The following is an 18,410-nucleotide window of genomic DNA, read 5'->3' as shown; positions in this document are numbered from 1 at the left end:
GAAAGGATCTTGGGCAATGGATGAGAAGGACTCCGAGCGGGCGCGTTCCTGGCTGGAAGCAGCCCAACAGGCGTTGGGGGTGACCTGTGGCCAGGCCGTGTCCTGGCTCGGGCCAGGAGTAGCCAGCCTATGGTTCTGGACTGGCATCCGCAGCCAGAGCAAAGCGTTCCCAGACGAGCCGCCGCTGGCGTGGGCCTCGCGAATCACAGGCACGTGGGGCATCTCCCCGGACTGGGCGAACTCGGCCGGACAATGGCTTCACGCCCACGACCTGCACCGGTGGTGGCTGACCGCCGCGGTCCTGCTCGCCTGCTATGCAGCGGGGACTCCTCGCACCGGAGGTGCGCTGGTGAGCATGTCGACCCTGGCCATGATGGGCGCGTTCGAGACCACCGACCCCCAAACCACGCTGATCTGGTTCACCGCATCGACCGCAGTCTTCTGCCTGATCGCTGTCGTCCTCGACGCGGTCGACGAACGGCAACCTGACAGCAACTACATCTCGATTCCGCAGATCTCGACCACCCGATGGATCAGCGGGCCAGGATGGGTCATCGCTGCGATGTTCTTCCTGCCGCTCCTGCTACTGGTCGGCGCAGTCCAGGCGTTCCGGGTGACAGCCACGCCGCCGGTCCGCTCACAACCTACCGGGGCAATCCCTCGAAGGGCACACCACGTGTCAGAGCACGACCACGAGCTGACCGGCTGACCGGCTCACCCCATGACCACGGTGCCCGGAGAGGGCACCACCGGGCGCTGGGTGCTTGTCTTCCTAGCCGCCACCGTCGCGGTCCTGGCCACTGTCTTCGGCGCCGCTTCGTCGTCGGCCGCAACCACCACCGGCACCGAAAACCGCGTCCGGGCTTCCAGTTCCGTGGTCGACGTATCCCGTCGAGCCCCCGGAACACATTCGTGCAGGTCAGCGGCTAGGGAAGGCCGTCGCGGAGTTCCGGATCGTGGTGGCTACCGGTGTTGTCGCAAACGCAGGAGCACGTGCCCTACCCGCGAGCGTTAAGGTGCCGCTGGGCAACTCGAAGGTACGGCCCGGAGCACATTCTGCGGCGGCACTCGTTCAACTCCCTCACGACCAAGCCAGCCTCGAAGTTCTCCCGCGGAATGGGCCACATTGTGATTCGACAAGCGATCAACGGCGCGGTAGCCAGAGGTGGGACGTGGCGAGTCGAGGGTTCGTCCCGCGTCCTTGACACGAGTGTCGGTCGAACCATTGGCACCGACCTCGCAGGAAACACAACGAGCGGCATCCGTGTCGTCACCGATGAGACCGGATCCGTTACTACCTCTTACCTGATTCCATGGCCATGATCGAGCTTTCGATGCGTCCGGACCTTGACTACGACGTGGAAGCCGATGAGGTTCCGGAGTCGGCTCCAGCGGCCGCCATCGAGCACACCTACTTCGTAGTTCCCGTCCGGCTGACCGTCGACGGCCAGGCACTGCTGGCATACCGGGGCGTTTACGCCGATTGGCGGCCACTTCCAGTGCTGGGCTTCGCGATTCAAATGCGCGGCATCGTCACAGGACTCAAAGACGGGCAGTCCGGAACGGTCACCTTGGAGGATGGAGGGTTCCTCTCGATCACCAGACATGGCGACAACCTGGTATTTGCCACGTCTCTCGAATCCATCACGGTCACCGCTCTCCGCGACGACTTGGTCATCGCCGCCGAAAGGCTTGCACAGCAAGCCTGTGAATACGTCCGGTCCTAGTCACCTGCGATGTCGATGCATCCCGGGTGGACCCGGTGGTGTTCGGAGTCGGAATGAAGCGAATGTTCGGAGTCTCGGAGTCCTGCGGCCCTCTTGGTCGCCTGGCTCGGCCTCACGCCACCCGCCGATGCGATCGCTGCGCCCGACGCTCCGACAATCACTTACAACCACGACCGCGGGTATGTCTCAGCGCTTGTGCCCAACACCGTCAACGAGCGTGGACCGCCGGCGACCTTCTGCAGTCGCGAACGCCTACACCACGCCGTTGACCACGGGTCGTACAGCCTTTCGGCGCGCCCCGGGGATACCAGAACCGTCGTTGGTTACGACTACCGCGACGCCCCACGGTCAGTGCACGGCAGCGGTGCCACGCGTACGACCAGCGCGCGCTGCGGTGCTGTACGCGGAACTCACGTCGCTCCGGCCGACCGGTGTTGCCGCAAAGAGTGCGGACGCTCGACCTGAGCGGCGTCTCGCCAAGGTAAAAGTTATCCACAGGCGGCCGTCGCCCGGTGTCGCCGAGCGCGACATTCGCGTAATTTGACGGAGGAACCTCACTCGGGACAGGGGCCCTCAATGACTTTGACGCACGCCGGTGCGGGGCATGGCGCGCACGTCGACCTGATCGAACAGCTCGACGGCGAAGTGCGTTCGATCGTCCGCAGCGACGGGGTCGACCCACAGCGCGACGCCCAGCTCGTACGCCGCATTGCCGAGCGCGTGGTCCGCGACCACGACGAGCGGTCACTGACCGGCGCGGTCGCCCCGGTGCCCGATGCCGACGCGGTCGTCGGCGAGCTGGTCGCCCGGGTCGCCGGGTTCGGTCCGCTGCAGCCGTTCCTCGACGACCCGAGTGTCGAGGAGGTGTGGATCAACGACCCGAGCCGGGTCTTCGTCGCGCGCAACGGCCGGCACGAGCTCACCAACCTGGTGCTGGCCCCGGCGATGGTCCGCGAGCTCGTCGAGCGGATGCTCAAGACGAGCGGACGACGCATCGACATCAGCCAGCCGTTCGTCGACGCGATGCTGCCCGAAGGGCACCGGCTCCACGTCGTACTCGAAGGCATCAGTCGTGGCTTCTCGGCCGTCAACATCCGCAAGTTCCGGATCCAGGCCGCGCAGCTCAGCCAGCTCGTCGAGCTCGGCAGCCTCACCCCGTCGGCCGCTGCGTTCCTCGACGCGTGCGTGCGCGCGGGCCTCAACATCCTGGTCGCGGGTGGGACGCAGGCAGGCAAGACGACAATGCTTAACTGCCTGGCCGCGGCCATCCCGGGCGGTGACCGGGTGATCAGCGCCGAGGAGGTCTTCGAGCTCCGGTTCCCGCACCCCGACTGGGTGCCCATGCAAACCCGCCAAGCCGGCCTCGAGGGCACCGGCGAGGTCGTGCTGCGTGACCTGATCAAGGAAGCCCTGCGGATGCGACCGAGTCGCGTGATCGTCGGCGAGGTTCGGGCCGAGGAGTGCCTCGACCTCCTGCTCGCGCTCAACGCCGGCCTGCCCGGCATGTGCACCCTGCACGCCAACAGCGCCCGCGAGGCGCTGGTCAAGATGTGCACGCTGCCGCTGCTGGCCGGCGAGAACATCTCGGCCCGGTTCGTGGTGCCCACGGTGGCGGCGTCGGTCGACATCGTCGTGCACCTCGGCATCGACACCACCGGCGTACGCCGCACCAACGAGATCGTCGCGGTGCCCGGCCGGGTCGAGAACGACACCATCGAGGTCGAGTCGATCTTCAACCGCGCACACGGCGAGCTGCGGTGGGCCGGGGGCATGCCGCACCGGCTCGAGCGCTTCGAGCGGCTGGGCATCGACGTGCACCGCATCCTCGAGGGCGGTCGCTGATGGGTGCGCTCGTCGGCCTGGGCTTCGGCATCGGGGCGCTGCTGATCTGGTCGGCGTTCTTCCTGCCACGCCAGCCGAAGGTGCCCGATCCGCGCGGCAGTCGCGCCGAGCAGCTCCTGGCCCGCGCCGGCCTGGGCGACGTGTCGCCGACGAGCCTCACGGCGCTGTGCGGGGTGCTCGCCGTGGTCGCCTTCGTCGTCGTACAGGCCGTCACCGGCGGGGCCGCCCCGGTGGGCCTGTGCTTCGCGCTGATGGCCGGCTACCTGCCCATCGGCGTACTCAAGTCGCGCGTGCGCAAGCGCCAGGCCGAGTTCGCAGAGGTGTGGCCCGACGCGGTCGACAACCTCGCTTCCGGCGTACGCGCCGGGCTGTCGCTGCCCGAGGCGGTGTCGTCGCTGGCGACCAATGGTCCCGAGCCGCTGCGACCCGACTTCGACCAGTTCGCGCTGGACTACCAGGTGACCGGCCGGTTCGACGAGTCCCTCGAGCGGCTCAAGCAACGTCTCGCGGACCCGGTCGGCGACCGGGTCATCGAAGGGCTGCGCATCGCCCGCGAGGTCGGCGGTGGCGAGCTGGGACGACTGCTGCGCAACCTGTCCGGCTACCTTCGCGACGAGGCCCGCACCCGTTCCGAGCTCGAGTCGCGGCAGGCCTGGACCGTCAACGGCGCCCGGCTCGCGGTCGCGGCGCCCTGGGTGGTGCTGCTCTTCATGTCGTTCCAGGGTGAGGTGATCCGGCGCTACGCCACGGTCGGTGGCGCGATCGTGCTCGGCATCGGTGGCGCGGTCTGCGTGTTCGCCTACGCGGTGATGATGCGCATCGGGCGGTTGCCGGTCGAGCAGAGGATCCTTCGATGACGCCGGGCATGCTGGGCGTGGTGCTCGGCGGGTTTTTCGCAGGCGGGCTGTTGCTGGTCGTGGCGCGCATGCTGGTCATCCGCCGCACCCAGCTGGCCTTGCGGGTGCTGCCCTACGTCCGCGACCTGCCGCAGGTCGGCCGGGTGCCGGCGCTGCGCGTCGTGTCGTCCTCTCCCGCCGCAGCCGCCGCCGGTGTCTTCGGGCCGCCGATGCGCTCGGCCGCCGACCTGGTCGAGAAGGTGCTCGGCGGCGCGCGGTCGATCGAGCGTCGCCTTCAGCGAGCCCGCATCCACAAGACCGTCCACGAGTTCCGCCTCGAGCAGGTCGTATGGGGGCTCATCGGCTTCGGCATCGGCGCCGCTTACGGACTGTTGAAGGCGCTCGGCGGTGGCATCAACCCGGCGCTGGCGCTGATCATCTGCGCGCTGGGGTTTGCGGCCGGCGTCATCGCCCGCGACAACCGGTTGTCTGCGCAGGCCACCAACCGGGAGCGCCAGATCGTCGCCGAGTTCCCCACCATCGCCGAGTTGCTCGCGCTGGCGGTCGCGGCCGGCGAGAGCCCGGTAGCCGCCCTCGACCGCGTCGTACGACGCAGCAGGGGCGAGCTGTCAGCCGATCTCGCCGACGTGCTCGCCAGAGTGCGCACCGGCGAGCCGGTGAGCGTCGCTTTCGACGGGATGGCCGCTTCGACCGGCCTGCCGCTGGTGGCCCGGTTTGCGACGGGCGTCGCTGTGGCCGTCGAGCGCGGCACCCCGCTGGCCGACGTGCTGCACGCTCAGGCCGCCGACGTACGCGAGGCCGGCCGCCGCGAGCTGATCGAGAGCGCAGCCCGGAAGGAAGTGTTCATGATGGCGCCGGTCGTATTCCTGGTGCTCCCGATCACCATCGTCTTCGCCTTCTATCCCGGGGCCATCGGCCTCAACCTGACCACGCCATGAACCACCGCACCGAACACCTAGGGGGAACCATGAACGAGCTCACGGCAGCCTTGCTGCGCGGCTACATCTGCGTCCGTGCCGCGGTCACAGCGCCGCACGAGCGCGACGAGCGCGGCGACGTGCCGGGCTGGGTGATGATCACCGTGATGACCGCAGCCCTCGTTGCCGTCATCTGGGGCGTGGCCGACGAGCAGCTGACCAACCTGCTCACCCAGGCCCTGCAGAGCGTGGGCATGAAGTAGTGATGCGCTTCCCGCGCCGAGACCAGCGCGGGGCAGCAGTCGTCGACTTCGTCTTCGTCCTGATCCTCCTGCTGCCGCTCTTCCTCGGCATCCTCCAGCTCGCGCTGGTGCTGCACGTGCGCAACACCCTGGCCTCCGCCGCCGCCGAGGGCGCGCGCTACGCCGCGACCCTGGGTGCCACGCCGGAGGGCGGGCAGCAAAAGGCCAGGGAACAGATCGACGGTGCCCTTTCCGAACGGTTCGCCAAGGACATCAAGATCGAGCAGGTCGAGGTCGACGGGGCGCCCGCCTTCAAGGTGACCATCCGGGCAGAGGTGCCGCCCCTGGGGCTCGGCGGGCCGGGGGTACCGCTCGAGGTCAGCGGCAACGCGATCATCGAGCAGGGGCCGGGTGACGTCCCGTGAACCGCCGACGCGACGAACGCGGCAGCGGGCTCGTCGAGTTCGTCTGGCTGGGCATCATCTTGATCATCCCTCTGGTCTGGATCATCCTCTCGGTGTTCGAGGTGCAACGCGGATCCTTCGCCGTCAGCGCTGCCGCCCGTGCGGCTGGTCGCGCCTACGCGCTGGCGCCCGACGACCAGGTCGGCCTCCAACGTGCCAACGCAGTGGCAGCGCTGACTTTGAAAGACCAGGGCTCTCCCGGCATGACCCCACATCTCGAGGTGACGTGCAACCCGCGTCCGCCGTGCCATCAGGGCACGTCGGTCATCACGGTGACGGTGACGTCCGGGGTGGACCTGCCGCTGCTGCCCGAGATGCTCGGCGGCGACAAGCCGACCTTCGCCCTCTCGGCCACCCACCGGGTTCCGATCGGGCAGTACGTCGAGTCCGGCACCGACGGGGGAGAGGAGGATCCTGATGACGAACCAGACGACGAACCCAGCGGGCCGCCCACCGGTCCACCGACGGTCGGCCCGACCAAGAGCCCGACGACGGTGCCGTGACGAACGCGGCTCCACCATCCCCCTGATCGTCGGCCTCGCGTTCGTCCTGATCATGGGGATCGTGGTCGTCGTAGACGCCTCCGCGGCGTACCTCCAGCGCCAGGGGCTCGACACCCTTGCCGACGGCGCGGCCCTCCGCGGCGCTGACCTCGGCTCGGTAGGCACCTACGAGAAGGGCATCCCCGCCGATCGCCTCGACCAGTTGGAGACCCAGGTCGACCGGGCGGTCGCGGCGTACCTGAAGGACTCCGGCGCCTACGAGAAGTACCCCGGCATCCGAGCCACGTCCGACGTCAACGAGACCGACGCCAAGGTGACCGTGCAGCTGAGTGCGCCACTGAAGCTCCCGCTGACCATCCCTGGCTCTCCCGACGAGCCGGAGATCGCGGCCACCGGCACCGCGGCGGTCACCGTCCTGCGCTGAGCTCCTTCTCCAGGGCGAGCAGGGCCTGCTCCACGACCTCGGTGGGCGCGGGGTGGATCCAGTACTGGCTTCGCGCCAGACCGGCTACGGGTTGCTCGAGGCACATGGCGGTGATCAGCGGCTGCACGAGAGTCGCTGCCAGGGGGCCGATCAGGTGGGCGCCGACCAGGAGTCCGGTCGACCGATCCGCGACGAGCTTGCAGAACCAACCCTCGTCGTCGGCTTCGAGCGCCCAGCCGTAGGCGATGCCGGCGTACGTGCTCGTGGCCACCGCGACATCGATCCCTTGCTCGCGCGCCTCTGCCTCGGTGAGCCCGACGCCTCCGATCTGGGGGGAGGTGAAGACCGCATTGGGGACGTAGCGGTGGTCGGCCTCGACCGGGTCGGCCGGGTGGAGCAGGTTGTGCTGCACCACGCGCGCCTCGTGGTTGGCGACGTGCTTGAGCGGGTGGTGGGAGGAAATGTCACCCAGCGCCCACACGCTCTCGGCGGAGGTGTGCTGGTGCTCGTCGACGACGACCCGGTCGTTGTCGTCGACCTCGATGCCGGCGGCCTCGAGCCCCAGTCCGTCGGAGTTGGGGCGACGACCGACGCAGACCAGCAGGGTGTCGACGGTGACCGGGTCGCCACGGTCGAGGTGCATCATGATCGCGTCGCCGTCCTGGCTGAACCGCTCGACCGTGGTGCCGGTGCGCACGTCCCACTGGAGCGACGCGTGCTCGGTGAAGAGCCGTGCGACGTCGGCGTCCTGGTTGCCCAGGAGCGTGTCCTCGGCCTCGATCTGCACCACCGTCGACCCGAGCGACGCGAAGACGTGGGCGAACTCGCAGCCGACGTACCCACCGCCGAGGATGCCGATGGTCCGCGGCAGCGCCTCGAGGTGCATGACGGTGTCGCTGGTGTGGTGCTCGACGTCGGCGAGCCCGGGCAGGTCGGGCACCACCGGCCGGCTGCCGGTCGCGAGCACGATGCGGTCGGCGGTCAGCTCCTCCTCATCACCGCCTTCGAGTGCCACGCGCAGGGTGTGCGGACCGGTGAAGGTGGCGGTGCCCTTGAAGGTGTCGACGTGGTCGAGCCCCTCGCGGGCGTCGCGGCCAGCGCGCGACGACGCGTCGGTGCGCCCGAAGACCCGGTCGCGCAGTGCCGCCCACCCCACCCCGTCGTACGACGTGCGTACGTCGAGGCGGGCGCCGTCGGCCGCCTCCCGAGCCCGGTCGGCCGGGACCACGAACATCTTCGACGGGATGCAGCCCCGATTGAGGCAGGTGCCGCCGTAGGCGGCGCGCTCGATGATCGCCACCCGCCACGACGAGAAGCGGTCGTCCACGACGGTGTTGCCGGAGCCGGCGCCGATCACAATCAGGTCGTAGCGCTTCGGGTCGCCCATGTGGCAAGACCTTAGCCTCGATCCACCGATGAGCTTGAGGTTGTGAGCGCGTCGTGAAGTGAGAATGCCCTTACGTGCTGGGAAAATCGGACTTCTTCAGGGTCCCAATTCTCACCAAGACGAAGGGCATCTCGTAGATGCAACTTTGCCACACGCCCCGTGCCACGTCGGCAGTGTTCGATGATCCCAATCTCGTGTCGTCGGCCGGGCTGGTCCCGGTCCTCGCGCTGGCCCGATCCGCGGGACTCCAGGAACTGGCCCAAGCCCACCTCACTGTGCCGACCGACAAGGGCGCGAACGCGGGGTTGAAGGTGTCCTCGCTGGTCGCCGGGATGGTCGCCGGCGCGGACAGCATCGATGACATGGCGCTGCTCCGTCACGGCGGGATGGGCCGGGTGTTCACGAACGCCTACGCGCCCTCGACGCTGGGTTCGTTCCTGCGCACGTTCAGCTTCGGCCACGTCCGCCAGCTCGACGCTGTCGCCTCGAGGTTCTTGGCCGGGCTGGCCGAGCAGGCACCGCTGATCGTGACCTCACCTGACACCAGCGAGCGGGTGATGATCGACATCGACGACACCATCGTCGAGGTCCACGGGCACGCCAAGCAGGGCTCTGGCTACGGCTACTCCGGCGTGCGTGGGCTCAACGCGCTGCTCGCTGTCGTGTCCACGAGCCAGTCCGCGCCGGTGATCGTGGCCCACCGGCTCCGGAAGGGATCATGTGGTTCACCGCGGGGCGCGAAACGCCTGGTCGCCGACGCGTTGAAGACCACCAGCAAACTGCCCGCCAAGTCCGATCTGCGCCCGATGCTGCGAGCCGACTCCGCGTTCTACGGCGCCGAGGTGGTCAACGCGGCGTTGCGCGGTGGCGCCGACATCTCGGTCACCGTGCGAATGGATCCCAAGGTCAAGGCGGCGATCGCCACCATCGGTGACGATGCCTGGACCACCATCGAGTACACCGACGCCGTCTTCGATGAACCCACCAACACGTGGGTCTCCCGCGCCGAGGTCGCCGAGATTCCGTTCACCGCGTTCACTTCCAAGAAGAAAGCCGACCAAGTCACCGGACGGCTCGTGGTCCGCCGGATCCCCGACCTCAACACGTCCGCCAAGAATGGTCAGGAGACGTTGTTCGACACCTGGCGCTTCCACGCCTTCTTCACCACCACAGACCCGGCCGTGGCCGGCACGGTGGCCGCGGACAAGACCCACCGCGGCCACGCGATCATCGAACAGGTCCACTCCGACCTCAAGGGCTCCGCCCTCGCGCATCTGCCATCGGGAAAGTTCGCAGCGAACGCCGCCTGGCTCGTGCTGGCCGTCATAGCGTTCAACCTGACCAGAGCAGCCGCGACCATCACCGGCCCGGGACTCGCCAAAGCCACCACCGCGACCATCCGCCGCAAGCTGATCGCCGTGCCCGCCCGGGTCGCCTCCTCGGCACGAAGAGTGACTCTGCACCTCCCGACCGGATGGCCCTGGGAGACCGCCTGGAGCGACCTGTTCACCCGGGCCTGCGGACCACCACCGGCACCGACGACCTGACCACCCCCAGCCGACACCGGCACAACGACCAACCCGGAACAACCTGGCAGCGAGGCCAGACGGTCGGCCACGCCCACACACTCGAAGACCCCGCCTCAGCGACCGCGGACGCTCAGCCCCTGCCCATCGGTGGATCGAGGCTTAGCTGCCGGCCTTGCACGATCCGGCACAACCAAATGGCATCCGGGTGCATCTCATGGCTGACATGTCATCGCAGAGATGACGCATTCGTGGGGACAGCCCACGACCAAGACGAGGGAGACACCCATGCGACGCGTAGCCGCCGTGACCGCCGTACTCATTGCCGCAGGCCTGCTGGCGCCCGCCACCAGCGCCGAGGCGAAGGCCGCCAAGGTCACCTGGAAGGTGACCGCCTCGGTCAACACCAGCAAGATCGTCGCGGGGGAGGGCAAGGTCGTCGTCCGCGGCCGGGTCAAGCCGAGCGCCGCCGGGCAGAAGGTCGTGCTCGAGCAGCGCCTGGAGAAGCAGAAGCGCTGGGCCAAGAGCGGCACGACGCGCGTCAAGAAGAACGGCAGCTACAAGGTGACCGACAACCCCGAGGAGGGTGGCGTGCGGGAGTACCGCGTCGCCAAGCCCGGCACCGACGGTCGCGCGAAGGGGTACAGCAAGACGATGGAGGTCACCGTCTATGCCTGGCAGGACCTCACGACCTCCTTCACCGGGCCGCGCACCGAGGCGATCGTCACCTTGGCCACCATCGGGACCATGGACTACAGCTCCAGCATCGTCCAGAGCACGCCGGGCACGCCCGGCTACGCCGAGTTCACCATCGGCCGCCTGTGCACCTCGCTGGAGGCGACGTACGCCCTGACCGACACCTCCGAGACCGGCAGCACTGGTGGCGTGCAGGTGGTTGCCGACGGTGCGACCCGCTACTCGGCACTGCTGGGCGTCGGGACGATCACCGATCCTGCGATCGACCTGACCAACGTCTACCGCCTGCGGTTCAACCTCGACTCGAGCCTCACCCCCAAGGGCTTCGCCGCCGTCGGTACGCCGCGGGTGCTCTGCGCGAAGTAGCTGGTCTGGGTCCGTCCGGGCAGGGTCGGGGGACCTGCCCGGGCGGACCGCGCTGTGCATCGGTCGGTCCCGTAGTGTTGCCGCTTGTGGCAGGCACCGACTTCGACGCAGAGATCAAGACGCTTCAGGCGACCATGAAGACCATCGGTCAGGTCCTCGACCTGGACGCGATGCGCACCGAGATCGCCGACCTCGGCGAGCAGGTCGCCGCACCTGACCTCTGGGACAACCAGGACAACGCAACCAGGGTCACCGGCCGCCTCTCCACGCTCCAGGGCGAGCTCGACAAGTTCACCGGACTCGACGGCCGCATCGAGGACCTCGCGATCATGGTCGAGATGGCTACCGAGGAGGGCGACTCCGCCACCCTCGAGGACTCCGAGAGGGAGCTCCTGCGGATCAAGAAGTCCGTCGAGTCCCTCGAGATCCGCACCCTCCTCAACGGTGAGTACGACGTCCGCGAGGCGCTGGTCAGCATCCGCTCGGGCGCCGGGGGAGTGGATGCCGCCGACTTCGCCGAGATGCTGATGCGCATGTACACACGCTGGGCCGAGCAGCACAACTACCCCGTCGAGGTCTACGAGACCTCCTACGCCGAGGAAGCCGGCCTCAAGTCGGCGACGTTCGCGATTCACGCGCCGTACGCCTACGGCACGCTGTCGGTCGAGGCCGGCACACACCGCTTGGTGCGCATCAGCCCCTTCGACAACCAGGGCCGCCGACAGACCAGCTTCGCCGCGGTCGAGGTGGTGCCGGTGCTCGAGCAGACCGACGAGATCGACATCCCCGACGAGGAGATCCGCACCGACGTCTACCGGTCGGGCGGCCCCGGCGGCCAGTCGGTCAACACCACCGACTCCGCGGTGCGGCTGACCCACATCCCCACCGGCACCGTCGTCTCCTGCCAGAACGAGAAGAGCCAGCTGCAGAACAAGGCCAGCGCCATGGTGGTGCTGAAGGCCAAGCTGCTGGCGCTGAAGAAGGCCGAGGAGAAGGCCCACCTCGACGGCATGCGCGGCGACGTACAGGCGTCGTGGGGTGACCAGATGCGCAACTACGTGCTCAACCCGTATCAGATCGTCAAGGACCTGCGCACCGGCTACGAGAGCGGCAACCCCAGCTCGGTCTTCGACGGCGACATCGATCCGTTCATCGAGGCCGGCATCCGCTGGCGCCGGGGTGCCGAGCGCGCCGAGGCCTGAGCGCGTCGCGAGGATCCCTGAATCCTCAGGATGCTCGCGTAACCTCGATTCACGTGATTCGCTTCGAAAAGGTCACCAAGACCTACCCCGGCCACGCCCACTCCGCGCTCGACCAGGTGACGGTCGACGTCGAGAAGGGCGAGTTCGTCTTCCTGGTCGGTTCCTCGGGGTCTGGCAAGTCGACGTTCCTGCGTCTGGTGCTGCGCGAGTACCGCGCCACCAGCGGGCGCGTCTACGTCGCCGGCAAGGAGATCAACCGCCTCGCCAGCTGGAAGGTGCCGCGGCTCCGTCGCGACATCGGCACCGTGTTCCAGGACTTCCGCCTGCTCGGCAACAAGACGGTCACCGAGAACGTCGCGTTCGCGCTCCAGGTGATCGGCAAGTCGCGCAGCGACATCAACGAGCTGGTGCCCGAGACCCTCGAGATGGTCGGCCTGGACGGCAAGGGGGAGCGGATGCCCGACGAGCTCTCCGGTGGTGAGCAGCAGCGCGTCGCCATCGCCCGCGCCTTCGTCAACCGGCCCAAGATCCTCATCGCCGACGAGCCCACCGGCAACCTCGACCCCACCACCTCGGTCGGGATCATGAAGCTCCTCGACCGCATCAACCGCACCGGCACCACCGTGCTGATGGCCACCCACGACGCCGGCATCGTCGACCAGATGCGCAAGCGGGTCATCGAGCTCGAGGACGGTCACGTCATCCGTGACCAGGCCCAGGGCGCCTACGGCTTCCAGAACTGAATCGAGAGTCTTCCTTTATGCAGCTTCGCTATGTCTTCACCGAGCTCGGCCAGGGCCTGCGCCGCAACCTGTCGATGCACATCGCGGTGGTCCTGACCCTCTTCGTCTCGCTGACCCTCGTCGGTCTCGGCGTACTCCTCAACCAGCAGGCCGCCAAGGCCGCCGACCACTGGGGCAGCCAGCTCCAGATCACCGTCTGGCTGTGCAAGGCCCAGGACGACAACCCCGCGTGCACCTCTGAGGTGAACGACGCCCAGCGGGCCGCCATCGCCACGGTGGTGGAGGACAACCCGGAGGTCGCGGGCTTCCACACAGAGTCGAAGGAAGAGGCGTTCGAGAAGGTCAAGGAGCTCCTCGGCCCCGAGAAGTTCGAGGGCAACAACCCGGCCGCGACGGCCGAGGACATGCCCGAGTCGGTGTGGATCGAGCTCAAGGATCCCCAGCAGTACGAGGGCATCATCAGCGCCGTACGCGGACTCGACGGTGTAGCGGGCATCCGCGACATGCGCGAGACACTCAAACCGATCTACGGCGCCATCAACCTGCTGCAGGTGAGCGCGTTCGTCACCTCGATCGTGCTGGTGATCGCGGCGCTGCTGCTGGTCGCCAACACCATCCGGCTGGCGGCCTTCGCGCGCCGCAAGGAGATCGGCATCATGCGGCTGGTGGGCGCCTCCACGCTCTACATCACGCTGCCGTTCCTGCTCGAGGCGCTGGTCACCGCGCTCATCGGTGTCACGCTCGCGGCGGGGGCGTTGGGTGCCTTCATGTACTTCGGCATCCACGAGCGCGCGACCGACCAGCTGAAGTTCATCCCATGGATCGGCGCCGACCAGTACGTCGTGGCGCTGGCAGCCGTTGCCGTACTCGGTCCGGTGCTCACGTTGCTCCCGACACTCGTACTGACGCGCAAATACCTCAAAGTCTGATCCGCAGCGGTTACGGTCGCGGTGTTCACTTCCCCGAACACAAAGGCAGACCGGTGCGTCTCTTCCCCCGTACCGCTCGTCGACGCATGGCCGCTGCGCTTGTCGTGGCGACCCTGGCAGTCGGCGCGCTGGCTACCCCCTTCGCGAGTGCTGACGACCTCAAGGACAAGCAGAAGTCCGTCGAGCGCGACATCGAGCACGCCAAGAAGGACCTCGACGAGTCCAGCAGCCGGATGGCCAGGGCGCAGACCCGGCTCGAGGACGCCCGCACCCAGCTCTCCGGCGCCGAGGTCGCCCTGGCGACCGCGCAGGGCAGGGTGGCCGTGGCCCAGCAGCGCGACGCCGAGATGCAGATCGAGCTGACCGACGCCGAGGCCGCGCTGACCCAGGCAAGTGCGGACCTCGACACCGGGCGCGCCGACATGCACACCCAGCAGGACCACGTGGCCTCGACCATCTCCTCGATCTACGAGCAGGGTGACCCCGAGCTGCTGGCCTTCGCGGCCCTGCTCGACTCGCAGACCCCCGCCGACCTGACCCGCTCCAACGAGGCCCGCAACGCGATCGTCGGCCGCGAGACCCGCGCCTACCAGGAGCTCCACGCCGCCAAGGTGCTGTTCGCCGTCCGCGAGAACCAGGTCGAGGCCGCCAAGGAGGCCGTGGCGGCCAAGCGTGACGAAGCCGCCGCGCACCTCACCGAGATGGAACAGCTCGAAGCCGACGCGGCAGCCGCCGAGCAGTCCGTCGCCGCGCTCGTCGGCGAGCGTCGTACGGCGGAGAACGAGGCCAGCGCGGCCCGAGCCGCAGACGCCAAGGCGCTCACGGAGGCGAAGAAGGAGGGCGAGCAGATCGCTGAGCTCCTGCGCAAGCGGGCCGCCGCCGCTCTCCGCCGCGCCCGCGCCACCGCACGGGCCCAAGCCCAGTCGGGCCCGCCGGCCAGCAGCGGCGGCTTCCTCAGCCCGCCGGCCGAGGGACCCATCACCTCGCCCTTCGGCTACCGCATCCACCCGATCTACGGCTACTACGGCCTGCACGACGGCGCCGACTTCGGCGCCGCGTGCGGCTCGCCGCTCTACGCCGCGGCCGACGGCAAGGTCATCTCGGCCTACTCGAGCAGCGTCTACGGCAACCGGATGATCATCGACAACGGCGCCGCCGCGGGCGTCGGGCTGGCCACGATCTACAACCACGCCACTCGCTACACCGTCGTCGAGGGCCAGCAGGTCAAGCGCGGCGAGGTCATCGGGTACGTCGGCTCGACCGGCTGGTCGACCGGCTGCCACCTGCACTTCACGGTGATGGCCAACGGCAAGGCCGTGGATCCGGCCAACTGGCTCTGACCTCCTCGAAACCGGATTGCCCCTCCTGAGAGGATGGGCCCATGGCACGTGAGCAGGGGACCAAGTCGGTCGCGCAGAACAGGAAAGCGCGCCACGACTACCACATCGAGGACACCTGGGAGGCCGGGCTCGTCCTGGTCGGCACCGAGGTGAAGTCGCTGCGGGCCGGCCGCGCGTCGCTCGTCGACGGCTTCGCCGAGGTCGACGGCGGCGAGGTGTGGCTGCACGGCGTGCACATCCCGGAGTACTCCCAGGGCACGTGGACCAACCACACCGCCCGCCGCAAGCGGAAGCTGCTCCTCAACAAGGCCGAGATCCACAAGATCGAGCGCAAGCTCAGCGACCAGGGCTACACGCTGGTCCCGCTCAACCTCTACTTCAAGGACGGGCGCGCCAAGGTCGAGATCGCGCTGGCCAAGGGCAAGAAGTCCTACGACAAGCGGCACTCGCTGGCCGAGCGGCAGGCCAACCGCGAGAAGGAACAGGCGGTCCAGCGCCGGCTCAAGGGCATCCCGGACTGATGACTCTCGAGATCGTCGACCGGCTCGGGCTGCCGGGGATCTTCGACATCCACACGCACTTCCTGCCTCCGGGCGTGATGGCCAAGGTACGCGCGCAGTTCGACGAGGCCGGGCCGCTCATCGGCCGGCCGTGGCCAATCGAATACCGCGACGACGACGAGGCCCTCGTCGAGACGCTGCGCTCGTTCGGTGTGAAGCACTTCACCGCGCTGCCCTACGCGCACAAGCCCGCGATGGCGGAGTTCCTCAACGATTGGGCCTTCGGCTTCGCGGCCCGCACGCCGGGCGCCCTGCGCTGCTCGACGTTCTTCCCCGAGCCGGGGGTCACCGACTATGTCGAGGCGCGACTGGATGCCGGCGTCGAAGTCTGGAAGGTGCACGTGCAGGTCGGCGCCATCGACGTCACCGACCCGCTGCTCGACGCTGCCTGGGGGCTGATCGCCGATGCCGGCACCCCGGTGGTGCTGCACGCCGGTAGCGGACCTGTCGCCACGCCGTACACAGGTCCGGGGCCGGTGGCCACGCTCCTCGAGCGGCATCCCGCTCTGTGCCTGGTGATCGCCCACGCCGGCGCGCCGGAGTACGCCGAGTTCCTGGCCCTCGCCGAGCGCTATCCCCGCGTGCACCTCGACACGACGATGGTGTTCACCGACTTCTTCGCCGACGTGGGTGCGCCGTTCCCTGAGGCCCTGCTGCCGCGGCTCCGTGACCTGGGGGAGAAGGTGCTGCTCGGCTCCGACTTCCCGAACATCCCCTACCCGTACGTCACCCAGACCGACGGGCTGGAGGCGCTGGGCTTCGGTGAGGAGTGGCTGCGCGGAGTGCTCTGGCACAACGCGTCGCGGCTCCTGCCACGGGCCTAGGGAGAGCTGACACCGAGCGCCCGGGACAGCAGCTCCCGACGGCTTCGGCTCCCGGTGCGGTCGAAGACGGACTTCAGGTGGTCCTGCACCGTGTGCGGCGAGACGCCCATCCGGTCGGCGACCGCGCGCGTGTCGAGTCCGGCGGCCAGCAGTCCGACGAGCGTCGTCTCCCGAGGGGAAAGCCCACACGCGCGGGTGAAGACCTCCAGCCGGTCCAGCGGTGCGGTCTCCTCCATGGTCACGGCGATCGGAGCCGACCCGTCGGTGGCGTGCAGGCGCGCGGCCCACGCGGTGATCCACCGGCCGTGTGCGAGGTGGACACGGGCCCGGGCCGGATGGTCGTCGACGCCCCGCTCGGTCGCGAGCAGCTGGGCCGCGACGTTCAGGATCACCGCCGGCACAGGTGCCCGGTCCGCTGACGGCGGCAGCAGGGTGCTCAGCCAGCGCTCGGCCGTCTGCGTGTCGCCGATGACGTGCAGGTCTTCGTCGACGAGGAGCACACCCGGTCCGTCGCGAGGACCGGGTGGAGCCGACAACTCCGAGAAGGTCCTGGCCTGGCACCGCCGCAGCGCCTTCGCCAAGGGGGCCCGGGTCCGTTCCAGCAGGTCCAGGTGGCCGTCGTCGAAGCTCCCTTCCTCTCGCCAGAGGTCGAGGAAGGCCCAGGTGCCGTGCCGGTCACTGTGTACGACGGACGCGACGTCCGCGGCGTACGGCGCGAGGGCGGTGCGCCATCCCGCGGCCGCGTCTTGCGGGAGGGCGCTGAGTCGGACCGGCGCATCCAGGCTCGTCCAGCGGTGCTCCGGCGTGAGGTACTTCGCGCGGACGAGGCCCGGCAGGCCGTCGAGCTTCGGCACATCGGCGTACGGCGCGGAGCCAACGGTCGTGACGGGGTCGGTCAGCACCCACGCGTACCAGCGGAAGCCGAGCACCGGGCGCAGCGCCTCGACGACGCGCACCCGCAACGCGGTGGCGTCGTCCGCCGAGTCACAGAGGCGTCGGACGACATCCTCCGCCCGGCGCGGATCAGGCCGCGTCATGGCCCGACGCTAGACCCCACATCCGTGGGATGGGAACGGTCGGGACGCCGTCCTAGCGTCGCGTCATGACCACCCTCCACATCGAGCACCCGATCACCGACTACGACACCTGGAAGGGTGCCTTCGACCGGTTCGCCGATCTGCGCCGCGAGGCCGGCGTACACGCTCATCGGATCCATCGACCGGTCGACGACGAGCACTACGTCGTCATCGACCTGGACTTCGACGCCATCGAACCCGCGACGCGCTTTCTCGGCTTCCTCAGGGAGCGTGTCTGGGCAGTCCCCGAGAGCTCACCCGCGCTCGCCGGCGAGCCGCAGACGAGGCTGCTGGAGACCCTCGAGGAGGAATGCGTGTCGGCTTCTCGGCGTTGAGCACGTAGACTGACCAACACAACTCAAAAGGGGCTGATCGGTTTCGACTTGGGACGTTAGTTCCAGGAGAAGCGGGTCGAGAAGCCAGCGTCATCTCGTAAACGATCGCTGGAAAACACAGTTGCCAACTCTAATCGCAACGACTTCGCTCTCGCTGCCTGAGCAGTGATCGAAGGGTCTGACCGGGCATCTGTCCTCGTCCCGGACCCAGGCCTCATCTAGAGGACTTGCTGGTCACTTCCTGCCAGGAGGAGTGACCGGGACTTTATCCTGGCTGAGCCCGTCGGCGACGTGTCTGTGCGAGCGCCGGGGCCGAGAAAAGCGACAACACTGACTGCACCCGGAGAAGACCTGGTTCGACGCTCGAGGACGCGGGTTCGATTCCCGCCAGCTCCACGCCGATCCGGTGCGACCACCGAGATCCAGCCCTTTTGAACGAGAGCCGTTCCG

At 68.5% G+C, this 18,410-nt stretch carries 20 protein-coding genes and 1 other RNA gene; 19 read left to right on the top strand and 2 right to left on the bottom strand.

What is annotated here, in order from left to right:
* The first annotated feature begins 16 nt into the window (after positions 1-16).
* From H4Q84_RS07200 to H4Q84_RS07160, 9 genes are all read left to right on the top strand, one after another.
* Positions 17-709, top strand: a complete 693-nt coding sequence (locus tag H4Q84_RS07200) for a hypothetical protein (protein WP_248582716.1) — start codon at positions 17-19, stop codon at positions 707-709.
* Between the two features lie 604 nt (positions 710-1,313).
* The gene (locus H4Q84_RS07195; protein WP_248582715.1) at positions 1,314-1,727 is read left to right on the top strand and encodes a hypothetical protein; all 414 of its coding nucleotides are present in this window, start codon (positions 1,314-1,316) and stop codon (positions 1,725-1,727) included.
* Positions 1,728-2,303: 576 nt separating this feature from the next.
* Positions 2,304-3,569, top strand: coding sequence for an ATPase, T2SS/T4P/T4SS family (locus tag H4Q84_RS07190; RefSeq protein WP_248582714.1), 1,266 nt, complete (start codon positions 2,304-2,306; stop codon positions 3,567-3,569).
* Positions 3,569-4,426 (top strand): type II secretion system F family protein, encoded by an 858-nt coding sequence (locus H4Q84_RS07185; RefSeq protein WP_248582713.1) that lies wholly within the window; start codon positions 3,569-3,571, stop codon positions 4,424-4,426. Before H4Q84_RS07190 ends, H4Q84_RS07185 begins: the two co-directional genes overlap by 1 nt.
* Complete coding sequence (locus H4Q84_RS07180) at positions 4,423-5,364, top strand: type II secretion system F family protein (protein WP_248582712.1); 942 nt, start codon at positions 4,423-4,425, stop codon at positions 5,362-5,364. The genes H4Q84_RS07185 and H4Q84_RS07180 overlap by 4 nt, the downstream gene beginning before the upstream one ends.
* Before the next feature lie 29 nt (positions 5,365-5,393).
* A complete protein-coding gene (locus H4Q84_RS07175) occupies positions 5,394-5,606 on the top strand; it encodes a hypothetical protein (protein WP_248582711.1) in 213 nt (70 codons plus the stop codon).
* A 2-nt stretch (positions 5,607-5,608) separates the two neighbouring features.
* On the top strand, positions 5,609-6,010 hold the full coding sequence (locus H4Q84_RS07170; RefSeq protein WP_248582710.1) for a TadE/TadG family type IV pilus assembly protein: 402 nt from the start codon (positions 5,609-5,611) through the stop codon (positions 6,008-6,010).
* Entirely contained in the window at positions 6,007-6,552 is a 546-nt protein-coding gene (locus H4Q84_RS07165; RefSeq protein WP_248582709.1) for a hypothetical protein, read from the top strand. Before H4Q84_RS07170 ends, H4Q84_RS07165 begins: the two co-directional genes overlap by 4 nt.
* 16 nt (positions 6,553-6,568) lie before the next feature.
* Positions 6,569-6,976: a Tad domain-containing protein gene (locus tag H4Q84_RS07160; protein ID WP_282580344.1), complete on the top strand. Its 408-nt coding sequence runs from the start codon at positions 6,569-6,571 to the stop codon at positions 6,974-6,976.
* Here H4Q84_RS07160 and H4Q84_RS07155 read toward each other — a convergent pair.
* Entirely contained in the window at positions 6,960-8,363 is a 1,404-nt protein-coding gene (locus tag H4Q84_RS07155) for a mycothione reductase (protein WP_248582707.1), read from the bottom strand. The two genes, H4Q84_RS07160 and H4Q84_RS07155, sit on opposite strands and share 17 nt — an antisense overlap.
* Before the next feature lie 137 nt (positions 8,364-8,500).
* Here H4Q84_RS07155 and H4Q84_RS07150 point away from each other — a divergent pair, with 137 nt between their 5' ends.
* The 8 genes from H4Q84_RS07150 to H4Q84_RS07115 all read left to right on the top strand — a co-directional run bounded on the left by H4Q84_RS07150 (position 8,501) and on the right by H4Q84_RS07115 (position 16,549).
* Complete coding sequence (locus H4Q84_RS07150; RefSeq protein WP_248579608.1) at positions 8,501-9,910, top strand: IS1380 family transposase; 1,410 nt, start codon at positions 8,501-8,503, stop codon at positions 9,908-9,910.
* A gap of 267 nt (positions 9,911-10,177) precedes the next feature.
* On the top strand, positions 10,178-10,951 hold the full coding sequence (locus H4Q84_RS07145; protein ID WP_248582706.1) for a hypothetical protein: 774 nt from the start codon (positions 10,178-10,180) through the stop codon (positions 10,949-10,951).
* 86 nt (positions 10,952-11,037) lie between these two features.
* Positions 11,038-12,153 (top strand): peptide chain release factor 2, encoded by a 1,116-nt coding sequence (gene prfB, locus H4Q84_RS07140; protein ID WP_248582705.1) that lies wholly within the window; start codon positions 11,038-11,040, stop codon positions 12,151-12,153.
* Positions 12,154-12,206: 53 nt separating this feature from the next.
* Positions 12,207-12,896: a cell division ATP-binding protein FtsE gene (gene ftsE, locus H4Q84_RS07135; protein WP_248582704.1), complete on the top strand. Its 690-nt coding sequence runs from the start codon at positions 12,207-12,209 to the stop codon at positions 12,894-12,896.
* A 17-nt stretch (positions 12,897-12,913) separates the two neighbouring features.
* Positions 12,914-13,825, top strand: a complete 912-nt coding sequence (ftsX, locus tag H4Q84_RS07130; RefSeq protein ID WP_248582703.1) for a permease-like cell division protein FtsX — start codon at positions 12,914-12,916, stop codon at positions 13,823-13,825.
* An 86-nt stretch (positions 13,826-13,911) separates the two neighbouring features.
* Positions 13,912-15,165 (top strand): M23 family metallopeptidase, encoded by a 1,254-nt coding sequence (locus tag H4Q84_RS07125; protein WP_248582702.1) that lies wholly within the window; start codon positions 13,912-13,914, stop codon positions 15,163-15,165.
* A 41-nt stretch (positions 15,166-15,206) separates the two neighbouring features.
* Positions 15,207-15,686: an SsrA-binding protein SmpB gene (gene smpB, locus H4Q84_RS07120; RefSeq protein WP_248582701.1), complete on the top strand. Its 480-nt coding sequence runs from the start codon at positions 15,207-15,209 to the stop codon at positions 15,684-15,686.
* Complete coding sequence (locus H4Q84_RS07115; RefSeq protein WP_248582700.1) at positions 15,686-16,549, top strand: amidohydrolase family protein; 864 nt, start codon at positions 15,686-15,688, stop codon at positions 16,547-16,549. The genes smpB and H4Q84_RS07115 overlap by 1 nt, the downstream gene beginning before the upstream one ends.
* On the opposite strand, the gene H4Q84_RS07110 is transcribed toward H4Q84_RS07115, so the two are convergent.
* On the bottom strand, positions 16,546-17,586 hold the full coding sequence (locus tag H4Q84_RS07110) for a helix-turn-helix transcriptional regulator (RefSeq protein ID WP_248582699.1): 1,041 nt from the start codon (positions 17,584-17,586) through the stop codon (positions 16,546-16,548). The two genes, H4Q84_RS07115 and H4Q84_RS07110, sit on opposite strands and share 4 nt — an antisense overlap.
* A 65-nt stretch (positions 17,587-17,651) precedes the next feature.
* Here H4Q84_RS07110 and H4Q84_RS07105 point away from each other — a divergent pair, with 65 nt between their 5' ends.
* Both H4Q84_RS07105 and ssrA read left to right on the top strand, forming a co-directional pair.
* Positions 17,652-17,960: a hypothetical protein gene (locus tag H4Q84_RS07105; protein ID WP_248582698.1), complete on the top strand. Its 309-nt coding sequence runs from the start codon at positions 17,652-17,654 to the stop codon at positions 17,958-17,960.
* Between the two features lie 29 nt (positions 17,961-17,989).
* Positions 17,990-18,359: a transfer-messenger RNA gene (gene ssrA / locus H4Q84_RS07100) on the top strand.
* Positions 18,360-18,410 lie beyond the last annotated feature (51 nt).

The organism is Nocardioides sp. InS609-2 (assembly GCF_023208195.1).
Classification (GTDB): Bacteria; Actinomycetota; Actinomycetes; order Propionibacteriales; family Nocardioidaceae; genus Nocardioides.
Note: the sequence above shows the minus strand (reverse complement) of the source record. Positions and strands in the feature narration are given on the sequence as shown.

Bases quoted from the DNA above. Each gene is read 5' to 3' on its own strand.
- H4Q84_RS07200 (WP_248582716.1), top strand. From the start codon at position 17: ATGGATGAGAAGGACTCCGAGCGGGCGCGTTCCTGGCTGGAAGCAGCC.
- H4Q84_RS07195 (WP_248582715.1), top strand. From the start codon at position 1,314: ATGGCCATGATCGAGCTTTCGATGCGTCCGGACCTTGACTACGACGTG.
- H4Q84_RS07190 (WP_248582714.1), top strand. From the start codon at position 2,304: ATGACTTTGACGCACGCCGGTGCGGGGCATGGCGCGCACGTCGACCTG.
- H4Q84_RS07185 (WP_248582713.1), top strand. From the start codon at position 3,569: ATGGGTGCGCTCGTCGGCCTGGGCTTCGGCATCGGGGCGCTGCTGATC.
- H4Q84_RS07180 (WP_248582712.1), top strand. From the start codon at position 4,423: ATGACGCCGGGCATGCTGGGCGTGGTGCTCGGCGGGTTTTTCGCAGGC.
- H4Q84_RS07175 (WP_248582711.1), top strand. From the start codon at position 5,394: ATGAACGAGCTCACGGCAGCCTTGCTGCGCGGCTACATCTGCGTCCGT.
- H4Q84_RS07170 (WP_248582710.1), top strand. From the start codon at position 5,609: ATGCGCTTCCCGCGCCGAGACCAGCGCGGGGCAGCAGTCGTCGACTTC.
- H4Q84_RS07155 (WP_248582707.1), bottom strand. From the start codon at position 8,363: ATGGGCGACCCGAAGCGCTACGACCTGATTGTGATCGGCGCCGGCTCC.
- H4Q84_RS07150 (WP_248579608.1), top strand. From the start codon at position 8,501: ATGCAACTTTGCCACACGCCCCGTGCCACGTCGGCAGTGTTCGATGAT.
- H4Q84_RS07145 (WP_248582706.1), top strand. From the start codon at position 10,178: ATGCGACGCGTAGCCGCCGTGACCGCCGTACTCATTGCCGCAGGCCTG.
- ftsX (WP_248582703.1), top strand. From the start codon at position 12,914: ATGCAGCTTCGCTATGTCTTCACCGAGCTCGGCCAGGGCCTGCGCCGC.
- H4Q84_RS07125 (WP_248582702.1), top strand. From the start codon at position 13,912: ATGGCCGCTGCGCTTGTCGTGGCGACCCTGGCAGTCGGCGCGCTGGCT.
- smpB (WP_248582701.1), top strand. From the start codon at position 15,207: ATGGCACGTGAGCAGGGGACCAAGTCGGTCGCGCAGAACAGGAAAGCG.
- H4Q84_RS07115 (WP_248582700.1), top strand. From the start codon at position 15,686: ATGACTCTCGAGATCGTCGACCGGCTCGGGCTGCCGGGGATCTTCGAC.
- H4Q84_RS07110 (WP_248582699.1), bottom strand. From the start codon at position 17,586: ATGACGCGGCCTGATCCGCGCCGGGCGGAGGATGTCGTCCGACGCCTC.
- H4Q84_RS07105 (WP_248582698.1), top strand. From the start codon at position 17,652: ATGACCACCCTCCACATCGAGCACCCGATCACCGACTACGACACCTGG.